General features: G+C 66.3%; 17 protein-coding genes. 12 read left to right on the top strand and 5 right to left on the bottom strand.

All coding sequences use genetic code 11. The features are described 5' to 3' along the window. The first annotated feature begins 269 nt into the window (after nt 1-269). The 11 genes from F3H95_RS19140 to F3H95_RS19190 all read left to right on the top strand — a co-directional run bounded on the left by F3H95_RS19140 (nt 270) and on the right by F3H95_RS19190 (nt 10775). Nucleotides 270-1136, top strand: a complete 867-nt coding sequence (locus F3H95_RS19140; protein ID WP_149747168.1) for an ABC transporter permease — start codon at nt 270-272, stop codon at nt 1134-1136. Then, nucleotides 1133-1939 (top strand): ABC transporter permease, encoded by an 807-nt coding sequence (locus tag F3H95_RS19145; protein WP_149747169.1) that lies wholly within the window; start codon nt 1133-1135, stop codon nt 1937-1939. The genes F3H95_RS19140 and F3H95_RS19145 overlap by 4 nt, the downstream gene beginning before the upstream one ends. A gap of 49 nt (nt 1940-1988) precedes the next feature. Next, nucleotides 1989-2660 (top strand): GntR family transcriptional regulator, encoded by a 672-nt coding sequence (locus tag F3H95_RS19150; protein WP_149747170.1) that lies wholly within the window; start codon nt 1989-1991, stop codon nt 2658-2660. A 540-nt stretch (nt 2661-3200) separates the two neighbouring features. Then, nucleotides 3201-3797, top strand: a complete 597-nt coding sequence (locus tag F3H95_RS19155) for a biotin transporter BioY (protein WP_149747171.1) — start codon at nt 3201-3203, stop codon at nt 3795-3797. After that, a complete protein-coding gene (bioB, locus tag F3H95_RS19160) occupies nt 3794-4873 on the top strand; it encodes a biotin synthase BioB (protein ID WP_149747172.1) in 1080 nt (359 codons plus the stop codon). The genes F3H95_RS19155 and bioB overlap by 4 nt, the downstream gene beginning before the upstream one ends. Before the next feature lie 185 nt (nt 4874-5058). Then, nucleotides 5059-5907, top strand: a complete 849-nt coding sequence (locus F3H95_RS19165) for a metallophosphoesterase (RefSeq protein ID WP_149747173.1) — start codon at nt 5059-5061, stop codon at nt 5905-5907. Continuing rightward, nucleotides 5904-7079 (top strand): ABC transporter ATP-binding protein, encoded by a 1176-nt coding sequence (locus F3H95_RS19170; protein ID WP_149747174.1) that lies wholly within the window; start codon nt 5904-5906, stop codon nt 7077-7079. The genes F3H95_RS19165 and F3H95_RS19170 overlap by 4 nt, the downstream gene beginning before the upstream one ends. After that, a complete protein-coding gene (locus F3H95_RS19175; protein ID WP_149747175.1) occupies nt 7072-7998 on the top strand; it encodes a sugar ABC transporter permease in 927 nt (308 codons plus the stop codon). Before F3H95_RS19170 ends, F3H95_RS19175 begins: the two co-directional genes overlap by 8 nt. Next, nucleotides 7995-8831: a carbohydrate ABC transporter permease gene (locus tag F3H95_RS19180; protein ID WP_149747176.1), complete on the top strand. Its 837-nt coding sequence runs from the start codon at nt 7995-7997 to the stop codon at nt 8829-8831. The genes F3H95_RS19175 and F3H95_RS19180 overlap by 4 nt, the downstream gene beginning before the upstream one ends. Nucleotides 8832-8863: 32 nt before the next feature. Then, a complete protein-coding gene (locus F3H95_RS19185) occupies nt 8864-10132 on the top strand; it encodes an ABC transporter substrate-binding protein (RefSeq protein ID WP_149747177.1) in 1269 nt (422 codons plus the stop codon). Between the two features lie 250 nt (nt 10133-10382). Further along, nucleotides 10383-10775 carry a BPSL0067 family protein gene (locus F3H95_RS19190; RefSeq protein ID WP_185969770.1) on the top strand — a complete coding sequence of 131 codons (393 nt, stop codon included), beginning with the start codon at nt 10383-10385 and terminating at the stop codon, nt 10773-10775. Between the two features lie 23 nt (nt 10776-10798). Here F3H95_RS19190 and F3H95_RS19195 read toward each other — a convergent pair whose 3' ends face one another. The 4 genes from F3H95_RS19195 to F3H95_RS19210 all read right to left on the bottom strand — a co-directional run bounded on the left by F3H95_RS19195 (nt 10799) and on the right by F3H95_RS19210 (nt 14397). Continuing rightward, nucleotides 10799-11779 (bottom strand): substrate-binding domain-containing protein, encoded by a 981-nt coding sequence (locus tag F3H95_RS19195; protein WP_149747178.1) that lies wholly within the window; start codon nt 11777-11779, stop codon nt 10799-10801. Between the two features lie 414 nt (nt 11780-12193). Beyond that, nucleotides 12194-12451: a WGR domain-containing protein gene (locus tag F3H95_RS19200; protein ID WP_149747179.1), complete on the bottom strand. Its 258-nt coding sequence runs from the start codon at nt 12449-12451 to the stop codon at nt 12194-12196. Between the two features lie 70 nt (nt 12452-12521). Then, a complete protein-coding gene (locus F3H95_RS19205) occupies nt 12522-14180 on the bottom strand; it encodes a sulfatase (protein WP_149747180.1) in 1659 nt (552 codons plus the stop codon). Beyond that, nucleotides 14158-14397 (bottom strand): hypothetical protein, encoded by a 240-nt coding sequence (locus tag F3H95_RS19210; RefSeq protein ID WP_143124730.1) that lies wholly within the window; start codon nt 14395-14397, stop codon nt 14158-14160. Before F3H95_RS19210 ends, F3H95_RS19205 begins: the two co-directional genes overlap by 23 nt. On the opposite strand from F3H95_RS19210, the gene F3H95_RS19215 reads away from it, so the two are divergent. Then, nucleotides 14396-15364, top strand: a complete 969-nt coding sequence (locus F3H95_RS19215; RefSeq protein ID WP_149747181.1) for a lysylphosphatidylglycerol synthase transmembrane domain-containing protein — start codon at nt 14396-14398, stop codon at nt 15362-15364. The genes F3H95_RS19210 and F3H95_RS19215 overlap by 2 nt on opposite strands. Here the strand turns inward: F3H95_RS19215 and F3H95_RS19220 are convergent. Beyond that, entirely contained in the window at nt 15316-16104 is a 789-nt protein-coding gene (locus F3H95_RS19220; protein ID WP_149747182.1) for a CDP-alcohol phosphatidyltransferase family protein, read from the bottom strand. The two genes, F3H95_RS19215 and F3H95_RS19220, sit on opposite strands and share 49 nt — an antisense overlap. Nucleotides 16105-16252 lie beyond the last annotated feature (148 nt).

Genomic DNA, 16252 nt, shown 5'->3' on the forward strand with positions numbered 1-16252 from the left:
CACCGACAAACCCGCCAGCCGCGATGATGAGGGACGGTCCATGTCGTCGGATGCCACTGCAAGAACCCGACGGTGGTGGCGACCCTGGATCCTCGGGTCAAGCCCGAGGATGACGACCGGTGGGGGTGTCCGAGAGGGAGCGGCCTTTCCGGCAGGGTTCGTCGCGCCAGCCCTTGCCCGCCAAAGCCCCTGGCGCCACCATCCTGCACCCCTGAAAGCCACGCCATGAACCATCCCGATCCGCCCCCCGCCCGCAAGGTTGCCCGCCGATGAACCGCACTCTCCTTTCCACGTTCGGTCTTGCCGCCCTGCCGCTTGCGGCGATCCTGGCGCTTGGCTTCGTGCCGCTGATGGTGGTGGTGGTGTGGAGTTTCTGGTCCTGGGATCCGGTGACCTACTGGATCCGGCCGGACATGAGCCTTGCCGCCTATGCGGCGATCCTCGAGGCCGGGCGCTGGACGGTGATCCTCTCCACGCTTGCCAAGGCGCTGGTGACCGCGCTGATCTGCCTGCTGATCGGCTGGCCAACGGCCTATGCGGTGCATTTTCTCGCCGGTCGGCGGCTGTCGCTGGTGCTGCTGGCCCTGATGACCATTCCCTTCTTTACCTCCTATCTGATCCGCTCCTTCTCCTGGCGGCTGGTGCTGGGGCGCACCGGTGTCATCAACACGCTGCTGATCGAGGCGGGGCTGATCGACAGGCCGCTCGACTGGCTGCTGTTTTCCAATTTCGCGGTGATCGTCGGGCTTGTTGCCTCCTATCTGCCGTTTGCCACCTTTCCGCTGATTCTTTCGATGCGCCGCGTCGACCCGGTGACGATGCAGGCGGCGCGCGATCTCGGCGCCGGCTTCTGGACCATGCTGCGCACCGTGCTTCTGCCGCTCACCTTTCCCGGTGTGTTTGCCGGTTTCCTCTTCGTCTTCGTGATGGTGGCCGGCTCCTCCACCGAAGTGCAGATGCTGGGCGGGGCCGGCGCCAGCATCGTCTCCGTGATGATCAACGACGTGATGCGGGTCGCCAATTATCCGCTGGCCCTTGCCATCTCCACCGTGGTGCTTGCCGTGGTGTTCGGGCTGGTGCTGGCGGGCAATGCGCGCTTCGGCCTTGCCCGCCTGTTTGGCGAGGGAGATGCATGATGCAGACGGAAGGCACCCTCTCGCGGCTGGCGATCTGGACGATCACGGCGCTCGGCCTGATCGTGATCTATGCGCCGCCACTTTACCTGCTCGGCGTTTCCTTCAATCCGGCGCTGCAGCCCGGCCTGCCGCATCTCTCCGATCTCACCGTCAAATGGTATCTGGCGCTTGGCGGTGAAAATCAGCTGATCGCGGCGCTCGAACAGTCGCTGCTGATCGCGCTGGTGACGGCGCTTGTCGCGACGCTGCTTGCACTTCTCGCCGCACTTGCGCATCGCGAACTGCATAGGCGCCGCACCGCCTGGTTCCTCACCGTGCTTCTGCCGATGTTCGTGCCGGGCGTCATCCAGGGGCTGGCGCTGTCTGCTGTGTTCCAGCGCGCCGGCATCAAGGCCTCGATGCTTACGGTGATCGGCGGGCACCTGCTCTGGGCGCTGCCCTTTGCCTTCATCGTCATTCTCACCAGCCTGTCGGTGGTCAAGCGCAGCTATCTGATGGCGGCGGCCGATCTCGGCGCCGGGCGGCTGCGGCAGTTCCTCGACATCACCCTGCCGCTGATCCGCCCCGGCCTCGTCAGCGCCTTCCTCTTCGCCTTCCTGCTGTCGCTCAACGAGTTTACCCGCGCCTTCTATCTGGCGGGGCGGCAGAACACGCTGCCGGTGGTGCTGTTCGGCAAGATGAATGCCGGGGCGTCGCCGACGATCTATGCCATGTCCGGGGCGATCTTCCTCGTCTCCGTGCTCTGCGTGGCGCTGGTGGCGGGGCCGGCGCTCATCCGGCGTCGCGGGCGGCTGACCGAATGAGGCGGTTTGCCCAATCGACAAGCGGCCGCGCGCGGCCTATCAAGGCGCCATGAGCGCAGCAAAGAAAGAAGAGACGCTTGCGGTTCGCATCAGCCGCACGCTGGCCGACCGGATCATCGCCGGCGCGATCGCGCCCGGCACGCGTCTGCGGCAGGATCATATCGCGGAGGAATTCGGGGCGAGCCACGTGCCGGTGCGCGAGGCTTTTCGCCGGCTGGAGGCGCAGGGGCTGGCCGTCAGCGAGCCGCGCCGCGGCGTGCGCGTGGCCTCCTTCCAGCTCTCCGAGGTCAAGGAAGTGGCGGAAATGCGCGCCGCGCTGGAGGTGCTGGCGCTGAAGCACGCCGCCGCCCACCTGACGCCCGCCATTCTCGATGCCGCCGAGGAGGCGACGCGCGCCGGCGACGCCTCGCGCGACGTGCGCAGCTGGGAGGAGGCGAACCGCCGTTTTCACCGGCTGATCGTCACCCCCTGCGGCATGCCGCGCCTGCTGGCCGCCATCGACGACCTGCATCAGGCAAGCGCCCGTTTCCTGTTCGCCGCCTGGCGCTCCAACTGGGAAGCCCAGACCGACCACGACCACCAGGCCATTCTCTCCGCGCTGCGCCAGGGCGAGGTGGATGCCGCCTGCACCATCCTTTCCCGCCACGTCCAATGGATCGGCCGCCGCCCCGTCGCGACCGCCGGCGGCGCGACCCGCGATGCGTTTGCGATCATCGGATGAAATTTTATAGATAATTTTGAGATTGGTAGAAGTGAGCCTTGGTCGCGCGGCCCGCAGGTTTGGCTCCGGCAGGCCTGATCGGTTTCGGGTGCCGCCCCCTCATCCGCCTGCCGGCACCTTCTCCCCGTGGGGGAGAAGGGATGTGTGGCGGCCTTGCCACCCTAAAGTCACAGCGGTTCGAATGGCTGTCACCATTCAATACCGTTGAAAAAAAGTGCTTAAGGAAATGTAGCGAGCGGCATCCTCCCTGCCTTCTCCCCTCGGGGAGAAGGTGCCCGAAGGGCGGATGAGGGGGCTGCATCCACCGAGTGGGCCGTTATCCTTTCCAGCGCGCTCTCCCGCCACCGCCGTCATCTCTCCCCCAAAACTCCTGCTCGCCGCACATCCACCCGGCACGTGCACAGGCCTGCCTCCCACCGCCATCTTCCCGATGTTTTATCTGAATCCTCAAATTATCTATAAAATACCCTTGCGACTCTCCCTCATATCTGGAATCCTCGCCCGGCACTGCAAAATTATCTATAATTTACGAGGTGACCCATGTTGCAATCCACTCCCGCGCCGCACTGGCGCACTCTGTCCCGTCAGGCGGCGCTGGCCGTGGGCGGCGCAGCCCTGATCACGCTTTCGGCGAAGCTGCAGATTCCGTTCTGGCCGGTGCCGATGACGCTGCACACGCTGGCGGTGATGGCGATTGCGGTGGCGGCCGGGCCGCGGCTGGCGCTCGCAACGCTGGCCACCTATCTGGCGGCCGGGGCGGCGGGTCTGCCGGTGTTTTCCGGCACGCCGGAGCGCGGCATCGGTATCGCCTACATGATGGGGCCGACCGGCGGTTATCTGGCTGGCTATCTCATCGGCGCCGGCGTGACGGCCTGGCTGGCGAGGGGGCGCGGCACGCTCGGCCGCATCGGCGCGATGCTCTGCGGCCTTGCCGTCATCTATGCGCTTGGTCTTGCCTGGCTGGCGCAGTTCGTGCCCGGCGACCGGGTGATGGCCGTGGGTCTCCTGCCTTTCCTGCCGGCCGATATCGTCAAGATGGCGCTGGTGGCGGCGGGCGCGACGCTGCCCTGGCAGCGGTTGGGCAACCTGTCTGGCGGCCCCTCTGGCGGCCCCTTTGGCGGAAACTCCGGCCGATGAGCGCGGCGTTCACGGCAACCGGTCCGGCGCTGCACCGGACCACCCCGCCGCCGGCCGGCGCGATAAGCGCCGCCGCAGGGGCCCACCACGCGCAACTAGCCCCGCAAAAGGGCCTGCGCTTCGACTGGACGCAAGATGAGGCGCGTGCGCTCTACGACCTGCCGTTTCCCGAGCTGCTGTTTCGCGCCCAGACCATCCACCGCGCCCATTTCGATCCGGCGGTGATCGAAACTGCGACACTGCTCTCCATCAAGACCGGCGGTTGCCCGGAGGATTGCGGCTACTGTTCGCAGAGCGCGCATCACAAGACAGGCGTGAAGGCGACGAAGCTGATGGCGGTGGAGCGGGTGCTGGAGGAGGCGCGCCGCGCCAAGGCGGCCGGCGCCACCCGCTTCTGCATGGGCGCTGCCTGGCGCGCGCCAAAGGATCGCGATCTCGATAGCGTCTGCGCCATGATCGAGGGCGTGCGCGATCTCGGTCTCGAAACCTGCGTCACGCTCGGCATGCTGAGCCCGGCGCAGGTGGCGCGGCTGGGAGAGGCGGGTCTCGATTACTACAACCACAATATCGATACCTCGCGCGACTTCTATTCGCAGATCGTCACCACCCGCACGATGGACGACCGGCTGGAGACGCTGTCCGAGGTGCGGCGCGGCGGCATCAAGCTCTGCACCGGCGGCATCGTCGGCATGGGCGAGACGGTGGAGGACCGGATTGCCATGCTGGTGATCCTGGCTGGCCTTGCTCCGCATCCGGAAAGCGTGCCGCTCAATATGTGGAACGAGATTGCCGGCACGCCGATCCACGGCAAGGCGAAACCCGTCGAGCCGATTGCCTTCGTGCGGCTGGTGGCGCTGGCCCGCATCCTGATGCCGGCAAGCGTGGTGCGGCTGTCGGCCGGCCGCCATGCAATGAGCGACGAGTTGCAGGCGCTCGCCTTTCTCGCCGGCGCCAATTCCATCTTCACCGGCGATGTGCTGCTGACCACCGGCAATCCGGAACGGGCCCGCGATGTGGATCTGATGCAACGGCTCGGCATGCGCTTTGCGACCACTGCTCCTTCTCCCGAAATTTGAGGGCCCCCTGAAATTTGAGGGGCTGCCGGGGCCTCGCGCCCCGATGGCAAACCATGACGCCCGGATGACAAAAATGGAAACAGGACGGAAAGGCCTGTTACGCGGCTGACAACAGCGGCCTCTATGACCTCTGCCGATGAAGAGCCGGGCGGTGAGCCCGGCGCCCCCGCATCGGAGTTGCGCACGTGAAGGTCATCCAGATCACCGATACCCATTTCAGCCCGTCGAAAACGCATTTCAACGGCAACTGGGCGCCCCTGCTGTCCTGGCTGGAGGCGGAGAAGCCGGATCTGATCATCCACACCGGCGACCTGACCGTGGACGGCGCCGACAAGGAAGACGACATCGCCTTCTCGCTGGCGCTGATGCGCCAGGCCTCCGCGCCGATGCTGATCGTGCCCGGCAATCACGATGTCGGCCATCTGCCGGGCTCCTACCAGCCGGTCGATGCCGTCAGGCTTGCCCGCTGGAACGGGCTGGTCGGCGCCGACCGCTTCATCCACGATATCGAGGGCTGGCGGCTGATCGGCTTCAACACGCTGCTGCTCGGCATGGACAATGCGGACGAGCAGGAACAGCTCGACTGGCTGGCCGAGGCGATGGCGGGCGCGGGGACCCGCCGCATCGCGCTGTTCACCCACAAGCCGATCTTCGTCGACGACCCGCATGAGGGCGATACCGGCTACTGGAGCGTGCGCCCCGCACCGCGCGCCCGCCTCTACGAGATGATGGAGCGCCACGATGTCGGCCTCGTCGGCTCCGGCCACCTGCACTGGGCCTGGACGGGCGAATGGAACGGGACCCGCTTCGTCTGGGGTCCGTCCGCCGCCTTCGTCATCGATACGCTGGAGCGCGAAATGCCCGGCGAGCGGCTGATCGGCGCCGTCATCCACACCTTCGAGGGGCCTGCGGTTTCCAGCGAGATCGTCGCGGTGCCGGGCATGGTCGCCCATGTCATCGATGACGTCATCGACGAGGTCTATCCGAAGCCGGCCGCACCTGACGCCGGAACATCGGGGGAGGCGGCGGAATGAGCGCGCTGCACCTCGACAACATCACGAAATCCTTCGGCGACAATGCCATCCTGAAGGGCATCACGCTTCAGGCGGAAGCCGGCGAGTTCATCGCCCTGGTCGGTCCCTCCGGCTGCGGCAAGAGCACGCTGCTCCGGATCGTCGCCGGCCTCGAACAGGCGACCACCGGTTCGGTGACGGCGGGCGGACGTGAACTCACCGTGCTGCCGGCGGCCGAGCGCAATGTGGCGATGGTCTTCCAGTCCTATGCGCTCTATCCGCATCTGACGGCGGGGCAGAACATTGCCGTGCCGCTGGCCATGCGCCAGCTGTCGCGGCTTGGCCGCACGCCGCTTCTCGGCGCGCTTGCCCCCGGCCAGAAGGCGATCCGCAAGACCATCCAGGGCCAGGTGGCCGAGATGGCCCGCGCGCTGAAGATCGAGCACCTGCTCGACCGCAAGCCCGGCCAGATGTCCGGCGGCCAGCGGCAGCGCGTGGCGCTCGCCCGCGCCATGGTGCGCCGTCCGAGCCTGTTTTTGATGGACGAGCCGCTCTCCAACCTCGACGCCAACCTGCGCGTCCATGCCCGCGGCGAAATCGTCGATCTGCATCGTCGCGCCGGCGTTCCCACCCTTTACGTGACACATGACCAGGCCGAAGCACTGTCGATGGCGGACCGGGTTGCCGTGATGATCGGCGGCAACCTTCTTCAGCTCGCTTCGCCCGAGGCCATTTACGAGGATCCGCGCCATATCGAGGTGGCGCGGTTCCTCGGCCAGCCGCGCATCAACAGCATTGAAAGCCGGGTGGGCGCCGATGGCCGGATCGCTTTCGGTCCCGTCACGCTCCAGCCGCGCGAGGCGCTTACGCCCGGCGCGGCGGTCACGCTCGCCATCCGCCCGGAACATGTCCGTGTGGTGCCGCGCGCCGCCTCCGGACCCGCTATCGGCCTGCCGGCCCAGGCAGAGCGGCTGGAATTTCTAGGCTCGGAAGTGATCGTCTCGGTGCGGCTCGATGGCATGGGCGAGGGGATGCTGGCCAAGCTTTCGCCGGCCGAGGCGCGGCGCATCGCCGTCGGCATGCCGGTGTCGGTGCTGCCGGAGCCGGAGCGCATGCTGGTGTTTGCCGCGACCGGCGAACGGCTGGAGGCGGCGCTAACCACCGAAACCGTGCGGGAGAGCATTCATGGCTAGTTTCGCCGCAACCGCCTCGCTTTCCGCGCCGATGATCGACGTGCAGGCGCGCCGCCAGTCGCGCACCGCCTGGCTGCTGGTCGCGCCGGCGGTGATCCTCATCCTTGCCTTCATCGTCGGGCCGATGGTTGCCGTCGTCTTCCTCGGCTTCACCGATTTCGAACTGGGCTATGGCAGCTTCCGCTTCGTCGGTTTCGAGAACTATGCCGAACTCTTCTCCGACCGCACCTTCCTGAAATCGCTGTCGAACACCGCGCTTTATACGGCGATCGTCGCGCCCGTCTCGCTGCTGCTCGGGCTCGCACTGGCGCTTCTGATCGAAGGCGAAAAGATCGGCCGCTCGTTTTTCCGCACCGCCTATTTCCTGCCGGTCGCCTCGCTGCTGGTGGCCATGGCCACCGTCTGGCAATACCTGTTCCACCCCTCGATCGGGCCGATCAATGCGGGTCTGAGGATGATCGGGCTTGCCGGGCCGAACTGGCTCGGCGCCTCCGACATGGTGCTCTACAGCCTCGCCATCATCGGCATCTGGCAGAGCGCCGGCTTCAACATGGTGCTGTTTCTCGCCGGCCTCACCGCCATTCCGCGCGATCTCTATGCGGCAGCCGAAGTGGATGGCGCGAAATCCGCGCTCGACCGCTTTCTCCTCGTCACCTGGCCGATGCTGGGGCCGACCACGCTCTTCGTCATCACCATCAGCATCATCAATGCGGTCAAAGTGTTCGAAACGGTGAAGACGCTGACCGAGGGCGGCCCGAACAAGGCGTCCGAAGTGCTGCTTTTCACCATCTATCAGGAAGGCTTCGTCTATCTGCGCGTCGGCTATGCCTCGGCCATGACCGTCGTCTTCCTCGCGGTGCTGGTGGTGCTGATGGTGCTGCAATACCGCCTGCTGGACCGGGAGGTGCATTACGCATGACCGCTACCCCCTTCACGCTCGGCCGCGCCTTCCGTCTCGGCCTTCTCATCCTCGGCGCGCTGATCTTTCTTGCGCCCTACATCTTCATGGTTTCCACCTCCGGCAAGGCGCAGAGCGAGATCTTCACCTCCTCGCTGTCGCTGATCCCGGACCAGCCCTATTTCCTGCAGAATTTTGCCAAGGCGTTTTCGCGGGTCTCGATGCCGCGGCTGTTGTGGAACGGCGTGGTGGTCTGCGGGTTGATCCTCGTCTTCCAGGTGGTGATCGCGGTGCCCTGCGCCTATGCGCTGGCCAAGCTGAAATTTCCCGCCGCGAAGCTGATGATGGCGCTCGTGATGCTGGGTCTGCTGGTGCCGATCCATGCGACCGCGCTGCCGCTCTATGTCGCCTTCGACAAGCTTTCCGTGCTGAACAGCTATGTCGCGCTGGTGGCGCCTTTCTCGATCTCGGTGTTCGGCATCTTCCTGTTCCTGCAGTTCTTCCGGGCCATGCCGGACGATCTGATCCACGCGGCGCGGCTCGACGGCATGTCGGAGCTTGGCATCGTGGCGCGCGTCATCGTGCCGAATGCCTGGCCGGCGGTCACCGCCTTTGCCATCTTCTCGGTCGTCGCCCACTGGAACGACCTCTACTGGCCGCTGATTGTCGTCTCCAACCAGGCCTATGCCACGCCGCCGCTCGGCCTGCTCTATTTCCGCGCCGCCGAAGCCGGAGACGATTACGGCGCGCTGATGGCCGCCACCCTCATCATCACGCTTCCCCTCGTCGCCGCCTTCCTGCTGGCACAGAAACGCTTCGTCGAGGGCATCACCATGACCGGTCTGAAGGGCTGACCGGTTCAATCCCATCCCACTGGAGACCTGCCATGCAGCATTTCAAGAAAATCCTGGCGGCCGCCGCCGTCACCATGGCCTTTGCCCTGCCGGCAAAGGCAGACACGGTGCTGACCGTGCATTACCCGATGCCCGGTTTCTTCAAGGACGTGATGGACACGATCTCGAAGAAGTTCATGGACGAGAACCCGGACATCAAGATCCAGTTCGCCAATCCCTCGGCCACCTATGAGGAAGGCATCCAGACCATCATGCGCCAGGCCGGCACGGCCGAAATGCCTGACGTGACCTTCATCGGCCTCAACCGCCTGCGCATGGTCAACGAGCGCGATATCCCGGTCGATCTCGGCCCGATGATCGCGAAAGACAAGCAGAGCATGGCGGATCAGGGCTTCTCCGACACCATCCTGAAACTTGCCCAGGTCAATGGCAAGCAGGTGGGCCTCGCTTTCGCGACCTCCAACCCGATCATGTATTACAATGCCGATCTGGTGAAGGCTGCCGGCGGCAACCCGGACCAGCCGCCGAAGACCTGGGACGAGGTGATCGAACTCGGCAAGAAGATCAAGGCGCTCGGCAATGGCGTCGATTCCATCGATTTCCGCTGGCAGGGCGATGACTGGATGTTCTCCGCGCTGCTGTTCGGCGCCGGTGGCACCATGCTCTCCAAGGACGAGGGCCAGGTGGCCTTCAACGGTCCGGAAGGCCTGAAGGCCATGACCATCATCGACCGCATGGTCAAGGAAGCCGGCATGCCGGTCTTCACCAAGGCGGCGGGCGAACAGGCCTTCGTGGCCGGCAAGGTGGGCTTCACCTTCCAGACCACCGGTGCGCTGCGCAACACCATCAAGAATGTCGGCGGCAAGTTCGACCTGCGCACTGCCGCGATCCCGCTGATCGACCCGGCAAACGGCAAGCTGCCGACCGGCGGCAATGCCGTCGTCATCCTGACCCATGACGCCGCCAAGCAGGCCGCCGCCTGGAAGTTCGCCAAGTTTGCCGCCGGCCCCTATGGCGCTTCCGTCGTCGTTCCCGGCACCGGCTACGTGCCGAACAACGAGCTGGCCGCCAAGTCGCCGGATTATCTCGGCAACTTCTACAAGGAAAACCCGCTCTTCCTCGCCGGCCTCAACCAGATGCCGCGCATGATCCCCTGGTATGCCTTCCCGGGTTCGAACGGCGTGCGCGTGACGCAGACCATCGTCGACAACATCTCCCGCGTCGTCGACCAGTCCGCCACCCCGCAGCAGGCTCTGGACGATGCCGCCAAGGAGGTAAAGCGCCTGCTGCCGCGCACGTAAACCGCACTGCTCTTTGCGAATGACAAACAGCCCGCCGTGTATCTGCATGGCGGGTTTTCTATTTCTCGAGAAAGGGGATCAAATAAAAAAGCAGGACTCGCCTTCTCCATTGCGAGATCGAGCCGTAAATATATGTTGTCGATATTCAGTATGCGTATTTCCGATGATTTTGATTGAAAGTTTCTAGCAAAAAATAAATAATATTCCATGTTTCACTGTCGTGATGCATCCGGTGACAATGGGGGTGCGGATGGCCTATCTCCTGCAGATCAGCGAGGCCGATGTCTTTGGTCGCGGCCGCTTTGCCAATGCCAAGGGCAATACCGAATGCGTGGAGTTCGTCCGGCAGGCGACGGGGGCGCCACAAACCGCGTCGTGGCATCCCGGTCGCCGGGTGATGGAGTGCGGGTCGGACGAGATTGCGCGGGGCACGGCCATCGCCACTTTCGCGGACGGAAAATACAATGTGACGGACGATCTGGGGCAGCACGCCGCGATCTACCTCTCCCACAGCGAAGCCGGCATCGAGGTTCTCGATCAGTGGAACAAGCAGGGCGAGGTCAGGCAGCGCACTATCCGCACCGGCCAGTCCGTCACACGCAGGCGCTCCAACCGGGCGGAGTGCTTTTATATCATTGAGTGACCCACGCGGTGTCGCGTCGCCCGTCAGAGCCGCCGCGCGGTGCCGCCGGTTCTCAACGAAAACCCGACTTCCAGATGGCGGGGGGCGGCGCCGTTGTCGGCGATGTCGAGCAGCAGCGAGGCGGCCACCGCGCCCATGCTGGCATCCGGCATTTCGATGGTGGTGAGCGCCGGGTCCATCAGCTGGCCGATGGCGATGCCGTCGAAGCCGGCGACCGAGATGTCGCCGGGGACGCTGAGGCCGAGGCGGCGCAGCGCGCCGATCACTCCGCAGGCGAGCAGGTCGTTGGAGGCGATGATGGCGCTCGGCGCGATCTCCGCCAGCGCCGGCGACAGGTCGAGCTGGTCGGGCGCGCCGATGAAGGGGATCTGCAGCGCCGCAAAATCCGGCAGACCCTCCTGCCGCAGTACGTCCAGATATCCGTCATAGCGCAGCCTGGCCCGGTCGGAAGCGCGGAAATCGCCGGAAATGAACAGGATGCGCCGGTGGCCGAGCGTGACGAGATGGCGGGTGATGAGGCGTCCGGCCTCGCGATTGTCCACCGTCACGGCGGCGGGAAAACCCGTCGTCGGGCGGTTGTTCAACAGCACGGTCGGCGGCAGCGGCTGCTTCAGCACCCGGCTGTTTTCGGCATCGCAGAGGGTGAGGATCAGTCCCGTCGGCCGTTCGGTCAGCAGCGCCGCTACCGCATCGGCCTCCTGCACGGGATCATAGTTCGACTGGGCGATCAGCACGCCGTGGCCGGCCACCAGCATGCGGTTCTGGATCGAGGAGAGCGAGGCGGCAAACACCGGATTGGTGACGCTCGGGATCAGCACGCCGATCACCGGACGGCCCGCGGCGCGGCGCGTGGCGGGCGGCGGCACGCGGTAGCCGAGATCGGCCGCCGCCTTGCGCACGCGCCGCATCGCAGTCTGGCTGACCGAGCCGGAGGCGTTCAGCGCCCGGCTCGCCGTTGCCAGCGAACAGCCTGCCCGCTCCGCCACTTCCTGCAATGTCGTCATCGCGCAATCCTCATGGGAGTGGCTGATTAGCCGCTCTGCATGTCGGGGATGCGACAGGGGAGGGCGCATGGATGGTGCGCTCCCCGAAAAAGACCCCTCCCCAATCCCTCCACACAAGGGGGAGGGGCTGACCTGGCCGCAACGCCCGCGACCCCATCACCGTCTGCGGGCCGATTGGGGCAAGGCGGTGCCACACGGGGTCTCCCCCCTTGTGGTGGGGTCCGAAGGACGGGTCGAGACACGCGGCTCGACCCCAAGCGGCAGCCAGAGGGGGGGCCCGTAAGTTTAATGTGGTGGTGTCCGAAGGATGGGCCGAGACACGCGGTTTGGCCTGCCACAGAGCGTTCCGCAAGCTTCAAAAAGGCCCTCCCCAACCCCTCCCCACAAGGAGGAGGGGCTGACCCGTCCGCCCCCTCACAAACCCTCCCCCGCCACCCGATAGCCTCGCTGCTGCTTGCGCCGGGCAAGCGCCGCCATGGCCTGTTCGGCGCTGGCGGCATCGGCAAAGATCTCCTCGGCGATCCGGCCCCGCGTACCGATGCGGCCCCAGGTGCGGCGCAGGCAGGTTTCGCCGAACAGGTTGGTTTCGATGGCGATCAGATAGAAGCGCGCCATGTTGCGCGCCGGGTCGATGCGGTGGCCGAGAAAGACCGGAAAGCTGTCGTTTTGCATGGGGGCAAGATTCGCAAGCCGGCGCCCTCGCTGTCCAACGAGAGTTTTGAATCGGTCGGCTGGCTTCGATTCACCCCTGTGATGGAAGCGGTGCGCCGGACAGAAGGCGGATCAGCCGGTCGCGCAGGCTGTCCATCCGGGTGGCGGGCAGGGCGGAGGGCGGCACGAGGCCGGCGGCAAAGCCATCCTTCTCGAAGCGGGCGACAAGGGCCTTGTCGCGGCTCACCACATGCAGCGGCACCGCGCGCGAGGCCTGCGGCCCGGTGACGATCGCGGCCGGCTGATGATCGCCGATGATGAGGAACAGCGCGTCGCCGCCATCGCGGGCGATATAGCTGCCAAGCGCTGCAAGGCTGTAATCGATCGTTTCGAGATAGTGGCGGCGCACATTGTCCGGATCGGCCCAGACCACGGCCGGCGGCTGGTCGCCGGTGGCCTGCGCGTCGAAAATCCTTCCGTCGCCGATCGTGTCCCAATCGACGAGATGCGCGACCGGCGTCCAGGGCGCATGCGAGGAGATCAGCACCACCTGCGCCATCACCGGCTTGCGGTCTGGTGTGTCGCGCACCCTGCGCTGGAAGGCAGACAGCGTGTACTGGTCCGGCATGGTGATCCAGTTGAAGGGTTTTCCGCGATAGCCGAGATCGGCGGCGGCAAGGATCCGGTCATAGCCGTAATAGGCCGATTGCGGCCAGTCCATGGTGATGGCCGGCATCACCGCGACGCTTTCCCAGCCAGCCTCGGCAAACAGCCGGTTGAGGCTGGGGCGCTTGCTGATCATCAGCCGGTCGTAGCGCGCCTGGCTGTCGGTCCAGAGGCCGGAGAGAAAGGTGCCATGCGCGAGCCAGCTCAGGCCCCCGACGGTCGGAGAGGTGATCCAGGTGCTGGCGCTGGCAAAGCCCGCTGCCGCCAGATCGCGCTGCATGCCCTCCAGGCGCGGACGGATTGTTGGGGCGTAACGCGGATCCTCCACCGCGCTTTGGCCATAGGATTCGACGAAGACCAGGATGACGTCCCGGCCGCTGACGGCGGAAAACAGGCCCCGGCCGCTCTGCGGTCCCCGGGCCTCGGCGAGTTCGCGGTCGAAGGCCTGGAGATCGCGCACCGAGGCGACGATCAGCTGCAGGCGTTCGGAGAGATAGGGGCCCGCCTCGGCGGTGACCGGCAGGTCCGCGTCTTTGCCGTGCAGCAGGCCGCCGATGGCAAGCAGCGCTGCGGCGGCGGCAAGGCCGAGGCGGCGGGGCCGGCCTTCAAGCCGCGCGAGCCCGGCCATCGCCTGCCGCAACAGCAGGATCACGATGGCGAGCCCCAGCAGCGCCGCCACGACGCAGAGCAATGCTGTGAACGCACCGAGATTGCCGGCGGCGATGTTCCAGGCGTCCCGCAGCATCTTGCCGTCGAGATAGGGGTTGAAGGGACGCTGGAAGGCAGCCTGCGTGCCGATATCGGCAAGCTTGAGCCACAGGATGAGGGTGGCCAGCAGCGTGACGACACCGGTCAGCACCCGCTTCCAGCGCCGGCCGGGTAACAGCAGCAGCACGCCAAGGGCCGGCACCTCCAGCGGCAGGCGCAGGAAGAATTCCACCTTCAGCGCACCCGGATGATCCGGCAGGTTGAGAATGGTCGCGCCGACCAGCAGGAACAGCAGGGCGGAGAGCATCGGGGGACAGGCGCGGCGCGCGCCGTATCGGGAGCCGGGGATGGGCCTATCGATCGTCGGGGTCGTCATGGTCTATCGTCTGCCGTTCTGCGTAGGATATGACATTGCGCCGGAGAAAGCCCCGGCGGGAAAGCCGCGCAAGGGCGCCATGCCCGCGCCGCAATGCCGGATGAACACCTGCCTGGCTCTCGCTGGAATTTCCGGGGGTGCGCCGGCTTTCGAGGATGCGAAACACGAACCCGCCGCCAAGCCCGTGCTTGCCGCGGCCACGGAAGGGCAGACCCATGCAGACCGCCTCGCGCGCCAGAATACTGGTCCGCATCGCCGCAAGCCTTGCGGCGCTGTGCCTGCTGCCGCTGCTCGCTTTCTGGATCAAGCCGGCCACGATCCTCGACGCGCTGGCGCAGGTCTCGCTGTGGCATGTGGCGCTCGGGCTGGTGCTGGTGCAGGGTCAGATCGTGCTGTCCGCTCTCCGCTGGCGGCTGGCGGCCGAACGGCTGGGTCAGCAGATCACGGCCGGCGCGGCGATCCGGGAATATTATGTGGCCAGCGCCGTCAACCAGGTGGTGCCGGGCGGCATGGCGGGCGATGTGCTGCGCGCCTGGCGCATGGCGCAAGATGGCGCGGGCGGCTGGCAGCGGGCGGCGCGCGCGGTGGTTTACGAGCGGCTGTCCGGCCAGATCGCCTTTCTGGCGCTCTGTCTCGTCGGCATTCCCTTCTGGCCCCTGCTGCCGGGTGCGGCCCTGCAGGCCGGTCACCATCTGCTGCTGGCTGGGGCGGTGCTCACCGCCGCCGTCATAGCGGCCCTGCTGCTGCTGCGCCGCTTTTCCGGGTTGCGGGATGAGCTGGCGGAGGTTTTTGTCCGGCGCGGCGCGCTCCTGCGGCAGGGCGGCCTCAGCCTTGCGGTGGTCTGCGGCTATGTCGCGCTGTTTCTCGTCAGTGCCGATGCGGTCGGCGCGCCGCTGCCGGTTGCGGCCATGGTCACCATCGTGCCGATGACGCTGGCCGCCATGCTGATCCCGACCGGTCTCGGCGGCTGGGGCACGCGCGAGGCGGCGGCCGCAGCGCTCTGGCCGCTGGCCGGCCTTTCCAGTGCGTCCGGGCTTTCCGCCAGCCTTCTCTATGGCGCGCTGGCGCTTGCGGGCGCCCTGCCGGGGCTCGTCATTCTGGCGCTTGGCCGGCATCCCAAAGGCGCCCGCCATGCTCACGCAGGCCGCCGCATCAGCGCGATCCCATCGACGCCGAACGAATAGAGGAGTGCGGCAAGCGCGATGGCCGCCATGGCGGTGGAAACGGGCGGCACCACCTGCGGCACCAGCACCAGGCACAGCACCGCCACCTGCACGACGCAGACCGCCTTGCGCCGGAAAGAGGGCGCAAGCTCGCCGCGCAGCTTTGGCAGGAACCACTGCGCCATCACGAAGGCGTAGCGCATCAGCCCGATCAGCACGACCCAGAGGCCCGCCTTGCCGAGCACTGTTGCGCCGATCGACAGGATCAGGATCAGCAGCGCATCCACCTCCATGTCGAAGCGCGCGCCAAGCTCCGACTGCTGGCGATAGCGGCGGGCGAGATAGCCATCGACGCCATCGAGGGCGAGCGCGAACAGCACGGCCGCCACCGTCCACCAGATCAGGCTGTCGAAATGTGCCGCGCCAAAGCTGTGCGAGAAGAGCACGGTCGCGCCGACCAGACTGACGATGCCGGCGCGGAGCGAGGTGACGAGATTGGCAAAGCCGAAGCGGGCATGCCGGTGGGCGGGAAGGCCGCGCAATACCAGGGCGAAAATGCCGGCCAGAAGCAGGGCCGCAATCACCGGCACATGGATCTCCAGCGGCAGATGCAGGGCGGCCATGCCCCAACTGAACACGCAGGCCACATAGACCAGCCCCAGCACCTTCAGCGTATCGGCCAGCAGCGGATCCACCGTGCGGGTGATCGCAACAAGCCTCGGCGCCCAGCGAGCACCGGTGAAACGGGTCTTGATCGACATGGGACGCTCTCCTTGCGCCTGCGGCGCCTTGCCGTCACGGGCGGCGGCCGGACCGGCATCTGTGATGGACCACGGTTTTGTCTGGGCCCTGGTGGGCCGGCATCGGTTGCGATTTCAGATCCCGGACGTTGGCGGCGGGCAAGTTTCG

This window comes from Rhizobium sp. RU35A, assembly GCF_900156005.1.
Classification (GTDB): domain Bacteria; phylum Pseudomonadota; class Alphaproteobacteria; order Rhizobiales; family Rhizobiaceae; genus Neorhizobium; species Neorhizobium straminoryzae.